Origin of the sequence: Pseudobacteriovorax antillogorgiicola (assembly GCF_900177345.1) — a bacterium.
GTDB classification, from domain to species: Bacteria; Bdellovibrionota_B; Oligoflexia; order Oligoflexales; family Oligoflexaceae; genus Pseudobacteriovorax; species Pseudobacteriovorax antillogorgiicola.
Window position 1 is genome coordinate 35,515 of record NZ_FWZT01000022.1, and the last position, 15,539, is coordinate 51,053.

The window sequence follows — 15,539 nt, forward strand, 5'->3', positions numbered from 1 at the left end:
AAAAGCGTGGAATAAAAGCTTAGGATTTAACATGAAGCACCCGAGTCTTGCCATCTTAGGTTTTCTGACCCTAACAGCCCTTTCTGGCTGTGGGGATGGTGAAGGCTTCGCTACGCTCGAAGAGGAGGCTTACTTCGGAATCACCAGCGGTGACGTCTCGATCCAATCTTACTACCCACAAGACTCCGTCATCCGACTCGCTGCCAATGGCACTACGACTTTCGGAGTTAATCTTGTAGGGGGAGGCGACGAAGATGTTATCTATAGCTACCGATTGGATGGAGAGACCTTAGGCGCAGGATCGAGCCCCTTTTACAACCTCTCCGGTACCCTAGTCAGTGCTGGCGAGCACAGCTTCTCCATAGAGGCATCCAACGGTTCCGCCACAGACGAACATACATTTCGAATCATTCGCAATAACCCCCCTTCGCTTAGCAACCAGAGCCCTGAAACCAATACTTACACGTTCGATTGTAGCTCCGACACCCTCTTGTTCAACGTGGCGTTCACTGACCTAGACGCGGACCCGGTAAGCGTCGAATGGGAACGAAACGAAATTCCTTTAGATAGTTCAGTCTTGGTTGACACGGATGAGGAAAGAAGTCGAGCACTCCTCGAAATGGATTGCTCTGCCCCAATAAATGACACCATCACAGCCAAGGTTTCCGATGGAATCGATATCACCGAGCAAACCTGGACCGTTCTCGACCCAACGTCGGGCGCGTCCAGTGTAGTCGGTAACTCGGCCATTGTTTTTGATCCCGTTTCTTACGACTTTAGCTTCGTTCAGGCCTACACGGGTTCCGAAACGACGACCATCACAGCGACAAACTCCACAAGCATGCCCATTTATATCTCAAGTTTTGGTAGCTTAGGCACTCACTACAGCAAAGTGAGCGATAACTGTCCCAGATCACCAACAGCATTCGAAGCTGGTGCCTCCTGCACCATCACCATCTCATTTTCGCCCCAAGGTCCAGGGCTTTTACCAGCATCGCTTACAGTTTCTTACGCCTCCACTGTGGGAGGCGAGGCTCTGCAAAGTGTTCTTGGATTATCGGGAACCGGTGTAAGCCCACTCACCTTTGATGGCTTGCAGTCAATTTCTGATATTTATCACAATCGCGTCACGCTCAATTGGGACGCGTCAGCAACTGCTGCATCGTTTATTGTGTTCCAAGTGAGCGGTAGCAGCCTCGTTTACAACCGTACCATTGTCAATTCTGGAGGCAGCGTCACATCAGTAGAAGTGGACGAATTGAGTCCTTCAACAGCTTATACGTTCCGAGTTAAGGCTACCGATGTCTTTGGGAATCAAGACTCCAACACTGCTGACTCAAACACCACTACCCTAGCGAATAAATCGCCTCTGCTGGGGGCACTGACGGCATCAACCTTCTACAGCGGCGAGGCTATCACAACCCTAGACGCTCAAGATGCCAACACCAACTCGGACTTTGATGAGGACTACGATGCACTAACCTATACTTGTCGCTACGATAAGTCTATCAACGGCACTGTGGGAACGGGCCTGGGAGCATGTACTGCACTCGTGAACGAAGGTGGCGGCAACCCATCCTTCTCTTCCACCGCAGGTGTTTTCGGCAACTGGAAACCACTCCATGCTGAAATCGGCAATACCTACGAGTTTGAGATCGTTGCCACAGATCCTTACGGCGCGAGTTCTAAAGCTGTGTTTTCTGGAACAATCAATCAGGGGACTCCAGATCAACCGACAATCAGTGGCATCTCCAGCGCCAGATCATCTTCTAACACACCAACGGTAACCGGAACGGGAACAGCCAACCTCACGGTGGTTCTCTACAGCGATAATACCTGCTCGACCCAAGTAGGCAGCGGCAGCGTTGATGGCGCCGGCAACTTCAGTATTCAGGTCACAGTCCCTGAGAATGGTTCCTATACCATCCATGGAAAGACTGTGAATGCAATCAATAACTATTCTGCTTGCTCGGCAACATCAGTAAGTTTCACAGAGGATTCCACAGCACCCTCACCATTGACTCTATCAGGAACAACACCGGTGAGTCCCGCAAACGTTGCCAGCCCGACAGTCGATGGTGTCACAGAAACAGGGGTTGACGTCTACGTCTATACGAATAACGATTGTACTGGCCAGGTCGGAACCCTAAGTGCGGCCGCAAACACCACAGGAAATTTCAGTATATCTGTGGCAGCTGCGGCTGATAGCGCCAACACCTTTTATGTTGTAGCAGTAGACGATGTTGGCAACACCACATCATGTTCGGCAAATTCGGTCAGCTACACTCACTATTCCATTGCCAACAACGTTGGTTGGTTTAAGTCTCGCGATACGGATGACGTAGCAGATCCATCACGTGTGAACCCCGATGCTGATGTCGCTCTACGGTGGTACGATGGCCGCTTTGATGCCACCACATTCTCATTCACTGCCAACAACAGTTTCATCACGGTTAAGAAGGCTGGGCACTATCTGCTGGCACTTACGGTACCGGTGTCGAAAGATTCTAAAAACGATGGGGTTCGGGTCGCAAGCCGGTTCACAATCTACATCAATGGAGCTCCAGGAGACGCTGGCGCGTATCAAGTGACCGGAGCCTTGGCTGAAGCTACTTATATCCGTGATAGCGATGGCCATGCGGAGTCCTCAGCACACATGACGATCATTACCCCTGCCCTAAGCGTGGACGACGAAATTTACGCCATCGCTTACAAGGGTGGTAATACCTCGAATGCTTCAGCGGAATCAAGCTTTGTTGAGTTTAGTAACGTTGCCAGCCTCTACGCGGAACACATTGATCCTGCCTCGCGAACTGTTTTTGGGGCGTATGCCACCACAAACACCGACGGCAGCGGTGAACTCAATAACAATAGCAACGACATCGATAGCGATGGTCAGCGCTTTGGGCATGAACTGAAGTGGAACGTGAATGACTTTAGCAGCTTCAATACAGCAGGATACACCCATGCCAACCTCGGCAGCCGGATTACCTTGGATGGGGCTGGCTACTATTTTGTTACCGTCAACCTCCCCATGACATCCACGGGGCAGCGTGCTTCACCCACTGTGGTGGTCGAGGTTTTAGGAGAAGCAACCGAAATTCAGGGCCGGGCCACTCATAGCTATATGCGGGCGGCCACGGACGCAGGAAACTCCGGAAACAATCGCACTTCGGTGCAATGGACAGGCATCGTGCAAACAACAACGACGAATCGAGAGCTTACAGTCCGTACTTTCCGCGACTCCACCTACACAGGTGTCACCAACTCAGTCACGATACCTGGTGGTGAATCGGCCTCCATTTTCATCGAGAAACTTGACCTCAGCACGAGGGCTTTCCAAGCCTATGCCACGACCTTGGGCGGTAGCACCGAGTGGAACCCGTCTAGCCTCGCTCAAATCGATTGGGATACAACCAACGGTTTCAAGGATGCCACATACTTTAGTCACGACAACGCCACTAACGAGCAGCAGATCACATTCGCTCAAGGTGGCGACTACTTGCTTATTTACAATGATGCCTTGCAGTCGGTACAGAAAACCACCAGTGGCTCGAAGCGGGTCAACCCAAAGGTCATGCTGTATAAGGGAGCAACCGCTGTGACAGGTGCCGAGGTTAAAAATCATTACATGCGTCTCCATCAGCACTATCACAGCTCAGGCACTATGACATACTTCTTACAAGGGGTTCAAGCCAGTGATGTGTATACCCTGCGTGTAGTCGGTGAGGCGGATACCAGCAAATCCGTGATTGTTGTCGATCCAGCACAACTGACTATCATTAAGAAGGACTGATCGATCGTTCAAGCTCAACCCATGCTTGCTGTTGACGGACGCCAGCCCCCTGTATAATCTGTCCGTTTGTGACAGAATACACCAGAAGGGGCGCCCTCATGCCGACCGCGATTCGATACTCTCTTGTAATCCCCGTATACAACGAGGAAGAAAGTCTTAATAAACTCTACGAACGCGTCAGTAAGGTGATTGATCAATTAGACGGCCCCGCTGAGGTGATATTGGTAGACGATGGGTCTCGTGATCGTAGTTTTCCCATGATGAGGGCCATTCACGAACGTGATCCGCGATTCCATGCCCTCAGCCTCTCGCGAAACTTTGGTCACCAGATGGCCCTCACGGCAGGTCTAGATTACGCACGAGGTGAGGCGATTGTCACCATGGACGCCGACCTTCAGGACCCTCCTGAAGTTATTTTTGACCTAGTAAAAAAATGGCAGGAGGGCAACGAGCTTGTCTATGCCGTCCGTCGGAGCCGCGACGTAGATACAATCTTCAAGAAGTATAGTGCTATCGCCTTCTACCATATTCTACGGAAGCTGGCGTCCATTGAAGCCCCCGTAAACTCTGCTGACTTTCGCTTGGTAGACCGTAAGGTTCTTTTATCTTTCCGCAAGCTTAGGGAAAAGAATCGCTATATTCGCGGCCTCTTTTCTTGGCTCGGATATCGGCAGGCTGAGGTGTACTACGATCGAGAGGCTCGATTTGCAGGAGAGACAAAGTATCCGTTTTTAAAGATGCTCAACCTTGCCTTTGACGCCATCGTCAGTTTCTCTAGCATTCCATTAAAGCTATGCGTCTCTGTAGGTCTGGCTGTGGCCTTTATCTCATTTTTGTACGGGACCTGGATTATCATCGCCAAGACTCTCAGCCTTGAAACCTATATCAGCGGCTGGGCTACACTTGCAGTATTGATGTGCTTCCTTGGGGGCTTGCATATGTTTCTCATCGGAGTCCTAGGAGAATACCTTTCCCGGGTCTATGATGAGGTTCGAGGCCGACCACTGTATTTAGTAAGCCAGATACTTAGCGATCGTGCGCTCAGCAACGAGCGCACAACTAACCCTGAAGAGAACCTTAGCGTCCCTCTGATGCGCGACTATCCCAAATCTCATTTACCTCAGGATTTCGCATAGCTAATATCCCGAGCCTACTCCGATAGAAAGACTACCCCCGAGGAGCCTTCGGCGCGTAGGGGTGATTCTCGGTCCGATTGAGGATCTTGATTTGTTCGTCAATCAATGGCACCAGCTCATGATGTCGTTTATTCAAGTAGTGATAGCCATAGACCCTAGCAATGGGAGGATCAATCCGTTCCACCTTTTCATCCATCCCAAGCTTTTTTATCTCGACATCAGCAGATACCTCGTCGGCATAGATCAGGTTTACTCGCTTAATATCCAACATCTTAAATAGCTGCTCCAAAAGGGAAACTTGATAGCCAATCTTGTAGTTAGGAGGTAAGTACTTAACCGCCAAGACTCCTCGCTGCACACCAACTGTTACAGTTTTTTCTTTTTTAGGATCAAAAGGAAAACCCTTTCTTTTATAGACATAGAACCCACCTTCTAAGATAGGTGTGGGCACTTGGATGAGATTCGGGTAGTCACTTGCCTTCACTTTCACTCTCACGGCTTCGCCATCGTATGTACCGGCATTGACAGACCGAATGGATCTATCAGCAGGAAGATCAACTTTGCTAAGTTCAATGCCCAAATTTCTGTAGGCCTTCTCTAGCCTCTCAAATCCCATTCGACTGCTTGACATGTCGAATACGGTAAGAGTCAATTTCTTTTTATTACTGGCACTAAGAACAGGCGAGAAGCCAACCAGGTGAAGAATTATAACTGCAATGCAAACTCGATTGAAACTAACCATAGCGTTGCTCTAGAGAATTGACTTTCCTTATTATAGCCAGGATAAGGCACCGTGACCATGGGTATCTCCCTATTAATAACACCCATGTCTCTTCTATTGATTTCTCCGGGTAGGCAGGCTACAAACCTTAGAAAATATGGTTTATATTGAAGATTGAAGAGGAAACCTATGGCTAAACTCATGATCACAGCGGGATGTATCCTGATTCTTGTCGGACTTGTCATGCACTTTGGCAAGAACTGGGGGCTTGGTCAGCTTCCTGGGGATATCAGCCATCAGTCAGGTAACTTCAAGCTCTATATTCCCATTACAACATCTATTATCGTAAGCGTTGCTCTTAGCCTATTGCTGTATCTATTTCGCAAGATTTTCTGATGCCATAGATGACACCTAGCTCCTGCATACTAGATGTGACCGTCCGGTTCTGTCGAACGATCACAGTCTCCACAGCTTTTTACTGCAACTAATGCCTAGTCGATTTGAAGCCTCGGCGTTGTTGACTTTGTCACTCGCTCGTCACCGTACCCAACACGTACTGTCTCCTCGCTCGCTACATGTCGCCTAGCCGAGAATTCAACTTGAAATACTTTTATATAAGACCTTGGCACATATCCCGAAGCCGCTTGAGAATCCGTTTTGTATCGACTCGAAGCCCATCGTGCTCGTATTCATTTGTGCACCAAACCTTCATTCCGGGGATCAGATTAGCAATCTCCAAAGAGAATTCACGTTCCACCGCTATATCGTATTCATAAACCGCTGCCGCGGACGGCACTTGGCATTGTTTGAGCGTTTCCACATCGTAAAGTGGTGGCCAGTCGTCTTTAGCCGCTAAAATATCGGCAACTTCTTTGAATGGAGCAAGTTTCTGGTACTGATCGAACATGAAGGGATAGATCACTTCCCCGGTGAAATTAAAATCTTTATGGTTGATAGCATCGAACTCAGGAAATTCCTGTCTCACCTGCCAAGCAGCCCATCGACTCCCTTGCCCCTGACAATAGATTGACTCATGCAGGATCGCGTAAATTGGATTTTCTTCAAAGATATTTGTTTGCGCTTGAACTCTGTGCAAGAATTTAAGGCTTGGAGTCTCAAATCGCTCGTCTGGAAAGGCCATCTCTAAAATGTAGTGCAGTGACTCCCAGCTAGCACCGATCAGCGCAAAACCCAACTGCTGAAACCTTTCAGGAGACAAGCGACTGCCATCAGGGAGGTACACCTCACGATCCGCAAGGACCTTTACGATCTTTTGGCAAAGGAGTTGATCCTGAGGAAATCGCTGGAAGTACTGTTGATTTCGAAATAGAGCTCGTTTATGCGTCGCCTGGTAGACCTCTTTTGGGGTCCTCAAAGCCGGAGGAATACCACCTGTAATAAAGGCCTCTTTAATACTGTCTGGAAAATACGAAAGATAAGAGAGGATGCAGAATCCGCCGTAGGACTGCCCTAAAACACTCCATTTAGAGATTCCCATCTCGCGGCGGATATGCTCAGCATCGCGGATGATTTGATCAGCTCGGAAGTTACTTAGATATTGAGCTAGCTCATGAGCCTGGTCACCCTTATAGAGGAAAAGATCGAAGGGGGTGCTGAGCCCGGTTCCGCGCTGATCGAGTAGTAAAACTCGGTAGTCCTCAGCCAGAATATCGACAAAGCTGGCAGACTTAGGGCGATACGCTTCGAATCCCGGTCCTCCTTGGAAGTAGACAATCGCTGGCAAGTCTTTGCCACGATTTTTTATGGAGGTCAACTCCCGCACAAAGACCTCGATCAAGTCAGTATTTGCTTTATCATCATGATTGAGTGGAACTTTAAATCTGTGATTTTTAATATCAAAGCCAGGAATGCTGTAGGCGTGCAATGCTCGCTCCTTAAAGATTTATGTCGTCTTGGCAACCTTGTGGTGCAGGAGCGATCCTAGCGAATCCAGCTAGGGATGAAAATCTTTATTTTTAGTCAAATTTGACTCTCGCTAGAACTTCATTTTAATCCGTTTCTAGGCAGAGCTTTGAGAGAACTTATGACATCATGAGGCCTCCTCAAGCTCTACAGAAAATGTCGAGCCGACTCCTTCCATACTATAGACCTGAAGTTGACTGTGATGAAGCTCTGCGATTCTTTGACTTGAGGCTAAACCGATACCATTGCCTGGTGCTTGCTCACGAGAGTGCGCCCTTCCGAATGGTTTAAGAATCTTATCCCGATACTTCATGCTGAAGCCAATGCCATTGTCTTCGACACTAATCACCCAGCGTCCTTGCTTGGTCGGTTTGGCAGAAATCGTGATTTTGGGAATGGAGCCCTTACGTCTAAACTGCAAGGCATTCGAAAGCAAGTTTCTAAACATCGTCCGAAGCAGAACTGGATTTCCCTTTACCCTTGGTAGATTTTCTAATTCTATGTGGGCACCAGTGGATTGTATAGCAAGTTCTAAATCGGATTGGCAGAGACTGATGGCTTCGTTTAGATCGACGTTCTCTGGTTCAAATTTTTGGGATCTGAGTTCAGAGTAATCGAGAACGTTATCCAAAAGAGAAAGCATGTGTTTCGTGGAACTTTGAATCACATCGAAGTATTGTTTTGACTCCGAATCCAAATTACGCTCAAGCTCTAAATAGAGTAAGTCTGATGAATTAGCTATTTTTTTGATCGGTTCTTTCAAATCGTGAGAGGCAATATAGGCGAAATTGCTTAAGTCTTGATTTGATTTCTTTAGCCTAGAAAACGACTCTTCGAGGGCTCGCCCCATTGCAATAAAGTTGTGCCTCAAATACTTAATCTCATCTGTAGTGGTTTCAGCTGTAGGTGCCTCCAAATCTTTAGCGCGGAATCGCCCTGATTTGATCTGCCGACATATTTGAACCAGCTCATTGAAAGACTTGATCATAGACCGCGAAAACCAGCGACTGGTATAGAAAGTAACCCCTAGAATCAGTACGATGGTGATGATAGAAGTCGAAAGAAAATCGTTTTTAGCATCAAGATAGTTTTGTAAGGCATCTTGTTTGGTCTTGCGAAAATAGTCATTAAACATCTTAAAGCTCTCAATAGCAGGACCATCATCAATCTTTACCAAAAGGTCTATTTTTCGAATTGAGCGACTCTCTTCGAGAGCCTTTTGTGCTAATGAAATATTTTCTTTATAAGCACTTACAGTAGAACGGAGTACGATCATAGCCTGCTTTTCTTCCAGACTTAGTTCCTCGTAAGCCATGTATTGATCGATAAGGTCTTCGACCTTAGCCAAGTCTAACAATGCCTGACTACGATACCAATCATCACCGCGAAGAACGTAATTCTTGAAGTGGTGGATTCCGTGGCCATATCCCCAGTAGCGCAAGATACTAGTTATAATTTCCTGCTTGTTAGTTTGTATCTCTACATATCGTTCGATCGCTAAGTGACTTTGGTAAAGTCTTTGTCCAAGGAGAGCGATACTAAAAATTACTAGCCCAATGGGGAGAATAGCAAGCATCATTAACTTGTTGCGCAACTTCATTGTAAAATCCCTTAGCTAGTGAAAAGCGTTTACTTAGCAGTGCTAACAATGACTCAATAGTAGCTAAATAAGATACTACAAGACTCGATAAGATTGCTAGTCTCATAGACTAACTATATAGGACTATATGACTCCCATGACTGACCTAATGATCAACCTTGAGAATTTTCCCGAGATTATTGGCAAAGAGTTCGCTAGCTCGACAGGGCCAGTAGTCGTGGTTGATGATGACCCACAGCAAAGACAGATACTCGGTGCCTGCTATAGAAAGTCAAATTGTAGTAGAGACATCATATTTTTTAAATCTGGCGAGGAATTCTTGGACTGGGCTGGCCATGCCAGCACTAGCAAGGAAAGCATGCCAAGCATCTTATTGCTAGACATCAATATGCCAGAACTCGATGGCTTCGAAGTACTTCAGCTACTGAGACAAGAAGCAAGCTCAATACACCTACCAAATGTTGTGATGCTGACCACCTCAAGCTTTCAAGACGATATTGACCGAGCAAAAGGTTTAGGGGCGAATGGCTTCTGGCCAAAACCAATGGCTATCAAAGACTACATCACCTTTTTCAATACCCTAAACCTTGCTACAGTAGCCATCGCCACCGATTCTTGAACATTTTACTTGAAAAGACTGTCGTGACTATCCCCGTTCTTCCCACAAGACACTATCTCTATGCTCACGGCTAGTCTCAACGATCGCGCGATACTTTTCTTCGATCATATGACGCTTCATTTTGAGAGTCGGCGTCATCAAACCCGATTCAACTGTCCAGGCCTCCTTCACGACAATGAAGTTCTTGACCTTTTCATAGTTTTGCAGATTACGGTTGGCTAGCTCCATAGCATCCTCAAGGTACTTGGTAAGATCGGCACGATTGAGCTGAGAGCTTTCCGGAGATGGGACCACGAGCGCTACTGGTTGTGGTAAGCCATGGCCAGTCACACATATTTGCTCAATATAACGATTGTGGTCAAGATGCCCTTCGATCTGTGATGGCGCGATGTACTTACCTTTCTCAGTTTTGAAGATATCTTTACAGCGACCACGAATTGTCAGGTGCCCTTGATCATCGAGCTTTCCTAGATCACCTGTCTTAAAAAAGCCATTTTCCATAGCCCTCATGGTCGATTCTGGGTCAAGATAGTAGCCGAGCATGGTTGCTGGGCTTTTAATTAGGATCTCTCCATCTTGATCGATCTTAATATCACAGCCTGGCAGCGCCTGCCCCACCGAACCACAGACTACCGGCTCTGTCTGATGAGTGGTAGCGTAGGCAAGGTTTTCTGAGTGGCCATACCCCTCCTTAATATCAATACCAACCTTCTGATACCACTTGAGCAGATCAACAGAGATAGGAGCGGCTCCAGATCCAAAGGATCGAACGCTTGCAAACCCTAGCTGGGATTTTAGCTTCCTCTTCACAAGATATGACACCAGCGGTAATGCAAGAAGGCGATCGAGTTTCTTCTGTGGAACTTTTTCTAAGATAGCCGATTGGAACTTACTCCAGAGCCGGGGTACGGTGAAGAACGCAGTCGCCTCAGATGATTTCAGATCCCTAAGGAAGTGATCCATATGCTCCATGAACGTCACGCATATTCCACCATAGATGCTCGTAAGCTCTAGCAGGGATCGCTCTGCCACATGTGCTAGGGGAAGATACGAGAAAAACCGATCATCATGTTTCAATTGGAAACAATCATAGAAGTTTCTTGCTACAAAGGCCATCGCTTCAGCTGAATGCATCACCCCTTTGGCGCGCCCTGTCGTTCCCGATGTATAGACAATAGTGGTGAGGTTTTGGGGATTGCGCTGTGGGCTATCACTGAGAGGTTCGTGTTGACCAATGATCTCCTCCCAAGTCAACGACGAAAAATCATGATTCACCCCGTAGCTCATATCAACAGTTTTAAGAGACAGCGGTAGATCAGCCAGAGTCTTCCCGGCTTGATCCAAGTTCCCCACAAACAGCAATTTCACGTCGGCATGATCTAAAATATAGCGAACAGATTCAGAGCTTTGACTTGGATAAAGGGGGACACTCACGCCACCTAGCATCATAATCGCCAAATCCGCCATGACCCAACGCGCACTATTTCTAGCTATGATTCCGATTCGATCCCCTTCCTCAAAACCCTGCTCTCGAAAGTAACTGACCATCGACCGAAGCTCTTCACCCACCCGAGACCATGTGTACTCAATCATATCTCCGTCGCAGGGTTGACGTAGAAAAACATGGTTGGGCCGCTCCTGCTCCCAGTGATAAAACCATTCAAGTGGGGTTCGTCCGACTGCATGCATCGTAAGTTCTCCTTAGGGAAGTGCCTGCTAGTACTTAGTCACTGTGAAACCGCAATGGATCAATATGACAAAGTACTAACCGTGATCTGACAGTATTTTTGAGTTCTAACAAGAATTTAAGAACGTTCGCCAAACATAGGCAAGATAAGTTTCCTTGACCGAAGTACAACTTACATGAATCGCTTCATTGCTTTTGACTCACGTTAACGCGTATGAAAAGACCTCACTTCCCTAAGAGCTTGAAACCAAAAGATAGATCCCTAGAATCCCCAGCACGATACCTGAAATCTGACGTCCATTGAGGCTTTCCTTTAAAAAAATTGCTGCTAGAACAACTGTCACTGCTGGATATAGAGCAGTCATTAAAGTCACTGTTGAAGCGGAGCCCTTTTGTAGCGCCTTGACGAAGAAAAAGGTAGCAAGCATACCACAGCTACCGAAAAGTAGGGCTAAATAGCTATCTTTCGAATCCCAAGGGATGCGATTCCCACCGGAAACCACAACGTAGGCAATCACGGGCAGTGAACCCAGAAACTGCAGTATAAAGACCTGCTTGTCGCTCAGGCTTGACGAACTTAATTTTCCTAAGAAAGCCCAAAGGCCATAAAGCAAGGTGGAAAGTAGCGCCCAGGTCATCCAGGTCATAGGGAGCTTCTTTGAACGGCGAGCAAAACCGTACCTTCGTAGGGTCTGTCATGAGGCGCTGGTAAATACTCCCAATCAGCTTTTCCAGCACCAGGAAGCGTCTCTATACATTTTAAAACGGAGCGCTTATCGATCTGCGGTGATGAAGTACACGGCTCTTGGTCTGCATATTGACGGAATCGCTTTAATCCTGCGCTAACACTTAATAAGAGCCATCCTCCTGGTCGAACAAGAGTCCAAATATTACGGATAACACCCTCCCAAGTACTCACAGAGTCACTCGCAGCTTCTGTGCAGTAATGAGCTGTAACAATATCGTAAGTCTTACTACGAGGAGCAATTGGATTTTTTTCCTTAATATTGCAATGAAACGTGTCGCGAATCTTTAACCGCACCAGGTTCTCTCGATTCTTGATGTCAATGGCACTGTTCGCTGACCCTTCCAGCTCCAGAACCAGCTTCGTATAGATATTCCAGTTAAATGACTGTGTATCTCCATTAAGCCAGGCATTGGTTTCCTTAAAGCAGTCTAGAACATAGTCAGCAAGGTCAATTGACTCACAAACTGCAGTTAAAGGCAAAGCAGTATACAATGTAGGACCGACTCCTAGCTCAAGAGCTTCTTTTGCACCTGCCATCTTTTTTATAGAGTCGATCCAGAAACGGTATAGTCCTCGATACTCATCGTTCACCTCGGTAAAATACTCATTCAAATAAGCACGCCCCTCAAAGCTTGAAGTATCGTCCTGTAAATCATGACTCATAGAATCCCCCTTTCTAAATATAGAGCGAAAATTTTCAGCAGGTCTTGTATCACTTTTCGCCTTTTCTGGAATCCTTAAATCACTCTTCATCGGATTTTTTTGTAACTTCCCCCGCATCATCACGAAGCATCTGAAAACCCATATTTAGAACTATGATTGCGGTTAATGTCATCCATCAAACCAATTTGCTTCGTGAACTTGTACCAAGGAGGTCGGTAACAACCAATTTTGCCAGAGTATGTTTTTACGATACGAATTTTTAGACCCACATATTGATCTAATCGAAAAAGGATATTCATGATGAAGATGACTCGTCTGATAATCACATCAGCCATCGCCATGTCGGCCCCAAGTTTTTCTTACCCAGGAATGGCTAAGAGTGAATCGGGTAAAACGCATAATGCCCCTCCTGCAACCAGTTCAATGATGCCCCAAGCTGAAAGTGCCGATAGCTCTATCGACCAGATGATCCCTCGACTCATTGTCGAAGGAGAGAGCAATCTTCCGGTAGTTGATATGGGCCCTCTGCGAAAAAATGAAAGCTCGGAAAACCCCTTAGGCTCGAATTTTAACTACGCTCAGGCCTTTGCTAAGCTCGATTTTGAACAGGTCAAAGCAGATATGAAGGCTGTTCTAACGGATTCAAAAGAGTTTTGGCCTGCAGACTATGGGCACTATGGCCCTTTATTTATTCGACTGTCTTGGCACAGTGCTGGAACCTATCGGGCAATCGATGGCCGTGGCGGATCGGATGGCGGTCAAATGAGATTCTATCCCCTAGCTCAATGGCCTGACAATGCTAACCTCGATAAGGCTAGGCTCTTGATCCAACCAGTTGTTGATAAATACTACCCCAATCTATCTTGGGCAGATGCCATGGTCTTAGCAGGCGACATCGCCATGCGAGATATGGGATTCGAAACTTTAGGAGTGGCCGGTGGCCGAATCGACGACTGGGCTCCCGATATGGTTTATTGGGGACCTGAAGATGAATTCTTGAAAAGCGAACGATTTGATGAAAACGGTAACCTCATGCTGCCTCTTGCCGCATCAGTTATGGGCTTGATCTATGTAAACCCAGAAGGCCCTGATGGCAAACCAGATCCGCTTTTATCTGCGGAACGAATTCGTACCACGTTTGGCCGCATGGGGATGAATGACGAGGAGACAGTAGCCCTCATAGCTGGTGGACATACCTTTGGTAAAACTCATGGTGCTCCGCGGCCCAAAGAGTGTCCAGACCCCAAAGCCAATTGTCCAGCCGCCAAAGGTCCTAAGACCAACACCAGTGGTATTGAAGGCCCTTGGACTCCTAAGCCGATCGAATGGACACATGAGTACCTGACCAACCTATTTAAGTATGACTGGAAGCTTACTAAGGGTCCTGGTTGAAAGTACCAATGGTACCCTGAGAACATCGAAGAGTCTGACCTAGCTCCCAATGCTCATGACCCCGCAGAGAAGGTTTCTATTATCATGCTCACCACAGACTTGGCCTTGAAGTATGACCCTAGGTATAAGGCTATTTCAAAACGCTTTCTAAAAGATCCGCAGGAATTCGGCGATGCCTTTGCGCGGGCTTGGTTCAAGCTCATCCATCGCGACTTGGGCCCAAAATCGCGATATTTAGGCAATGACTTTTCAAATGAAGACTTCATTTGGCAAGATCCGCTACCTTCAGCTGACTATGAAATGATTGATGATGCTGATGTCCAAAAACTTAAAGAGATGATCCGGAAAGTAGACCTTTCCGTATCCGATCGTATTAAAACCGCATGGGCCGCTGCAGCATCCTACCGATCGACGGACATGCGTGGTGGAATCAATGGTGCCCGCATTCGTTTAGCCCCTCAAAATACCTGGGAAGTCAACGAACCTCGCCTGCTCGAAAGAAATATAAAACTTCTAAAGCGCATCCAAGGTCAGTTTAATGCGGGTCAAAAAACCAAACAGGTATCGCTAGCCGATCTGATTGTCATTGCTGGCAACTCTGCTGTGGAGGATGCAGCGCAAATGGCTGGCTATCGGATCATCGTGCCATTTACTCCGGGACGTACCGATGCTAGCCAAGAACAAACAGACGTGCAATCTTTTAACTTGCTTAAAGTGACAGCCGATGGTTTCCGCAACTACTACAGTCAGGAAAGCTACATGGCTGCGGAAAAATCATTCGTTGACCGTGCCGACCTTTTGGATTTGACGCGGAAGGAAATGGTAGTTCTAACGGGCGGACTCAGAGTCCTTGGTGCCAACTATAAAGGTGTCGAATACGGTGAGCTCACCAAGTATCGTGGTGCTCTCACCAATGACTACTTTATCAACCTTCTCGACAACGATATCAAGTGGGTCGAAAGCTCTGAGCAGGGTATTTACAAGGGGGTTAAGCGCGGCTCGGGAGAGCAGCTATGGAAGGCGACGAACTATGATCTTATGTTTGGTAATAATGCTGAGCTGCGGGTCTTCGCATTTACCTACTCAACTCCTAATGCTAAACGAAAGTTCGTTGCAGACTTTGTGAATGCTTGGTCGAAAGTAATGACATTGGATCGCTTTGATCTTAAGAGCCATTGAAGCATTGCATAAGCCTTACTTAACTTAGCTAAAATCACCGGGCGGACGAAGGCAAAGAACCTCGTTCGTTCCCTT

At 47.1% G+C, this 15,539-nt stretch carries 12 protein-coding genes; 6 read left to right on the forward strand and 6 right to left on the reverse strand.

Translation table 11 applies throughout. From position 1 onward, the window contains the following. The first annotated feature begins 31 nt into the window (after positions 1-31). Together B9N89_RS23600 and B9N89_RS23605 are read left to right on the forward strand one after the other, a co-directional pair. Positions 32-3,796, forward strand: a complete 3,765-nt coding sequence (locus tag B9N89_RS23600; protein WP_143478257.1) for a fibronectin type III domain-containing protein — start codon at positions 32-34, stop codon at positions 3,794-3,796. A 98-nt stretch (positions 3,797-3,894) separates the two neighbouring features. Beyond that, positions 3,895-4,932 (forward strand): glycosyltransferase family 2 protein, encoded by a 1,038-nt coding sequence (locus B9N89_RS23605; protein ID WP_132323333.1) that lies wholly within the window; start codon positions 3,895-3,897, stop codon positions 4,930-4,932. 31 nt (positions 4,933-4,963) lie between these two features. Here B9N89_RS23605 and B9N89_RS23610 read toward each other — a convergent pair whose 3' ends face one another. Next, positions 4,964-5,674, reverse strand: coding sequence for a type 2 periplasmic-binding domain-containing protein (locus tag B9N89_RS23610; RefSeq protein ID WP_132323335.1), 711 nt, complete (start codon positions 5,672-5,674; stop codon positions 4,964-4,966). A 168-nt stretch (positions 5,675-5,842) separates the two neighbouring features. On the opposite strand from B9N89_RS23610, the gene B9N89_RS23615 reads away from it, so the two are divergent. After that, a complete protein-coding gene (locus B9N89_RS23615; RefSeq protein ID WP_132323337.1) occupies positions 5,843-6,049 on the forward strand; it encodes a DUF2905 domain-containing protein in 207 nt (68 codons plus the stop codon). Positions 6,050-6,263: 214 nt separating this feature from the next. On the opposite strand, the gene B9N89_RS23620 is transcribed toward B9N89_RS23615, so the two are convergent. Further along, on the reverse strand, positions 6,264-7,538 hold the full coding sequence (locus B9N89_RS23620; RefSeq protein WP_132323339.1) for an alpha/beta fold hydrolase: 1,275 nt from the start codon (positions 7,536-7,538) through the stop codon (positions 6,264-6,266). A gap of 165 nt (positions 7,539-7,703) precedes the next feature. Further along, positions 7,704-9,176, reverse strand: a complete 1,473-nt coding sequence (locus B9N89_RS23625; RefSeq protein WP_132323341.1) for a sensor histidine kinase — start codon at positions 9,174-9,176, stop codon at positions 7,704-7,706. A gap of 136 nt (positions 9,177-9,312) precedes the next feature. Here B9N89_RS23625 and B9N89_RS23630 point away from each other — a divergent pair, with 136 nt between their 5' ends. Continuing rightward, positions 9,313-9,795, forward strand: coding sequence for a response regulator (locus B9N89_RS23630; RefSeq protein ID WP_159455593.1), 483 nt, complete (start codon positions 9,313-9,315; stop codon positions 9,793-9,795). Positions 9,796-9,822: 27 nt separating this feature from the next. Here the strand turns inward: B9N89_RS23630 and B9N89_RS23635 are convergent, their stop codons facing one another. The 3 genes from B9N89_RS23635 to gntF all read right to left on the reverse strand — a co-directional run bounded on the left by B9N89_RS23635 (position 9,823) and on the right by gntF (position 12,893). Further along, on the reverse strand, positions 9,823-11,484 hold the full coding sequence (locus tag B9N89_RS23635) for an AMP-binding protein (protein WP_132323345.1): 1,662 nt from the start codon (positions 11,482-11,484) through the stop codon (positions 9,823-9,825). A gap of 231 nt (positions 11,485-11,715) precedes the next feature. Then, the gene (locus B9N89_RS23640; protein ID WP_132323347.1) at positions 11,716-12,129 is read right to left on the reverse strand and encodes an EamA family transporter; all 414 of its coding nucleotides are present in this window, start codon (positions 12,127-12,129) and stop codon (positions 11,716-11,718) included. After that, positions 12,126-12,893 carry a guanitoxin biosynthesis pre-guanitoxin forming N-methyltransferase GntF gene (gene gntF / locus B9N89_RS23645; RefSeq protein ID WP_159455594.1) on the reverse strand — a complete coding sequence of 256 codons (768 nt, stop codon included), beginning with the start codon at positions 12,891-12,893 and terminating at the stop codon, positions 12,126-12,128. The genes B9N89_RS23640 and gntF overlap by 4 nt, the downstream gene beginning before the upstream one ends. A gap of 297 nt (positions 12,894-13,190) precedes the next feature. Here gntF and B9N89_RS23650 point away from each other — a divergent pair, with 297 nt between their 5' ends. Beyond that, entirely contained in the window at positions 13,191-14,285 is a 1,095-nt protein-coding gene (locus B9N89_RS23650; protein WP_132323351.1) for a peroxidase family protein, read from the forward strand. An 84-nt stretch (positions 14,286-14,369) separates the two neighbouring features. After that, positions 14,370-15,464, forward strand: coding sequence for a peroxidase family protein (locus B9N89_RS23655; RefSeq protein WP_132323353.1), 1,095 nt, complete (start codon positions 14,370-14,372; stop codon positions 15,462-15,464). Positions 15,465-15,539 lie beyond the last annotated feature (75 nt).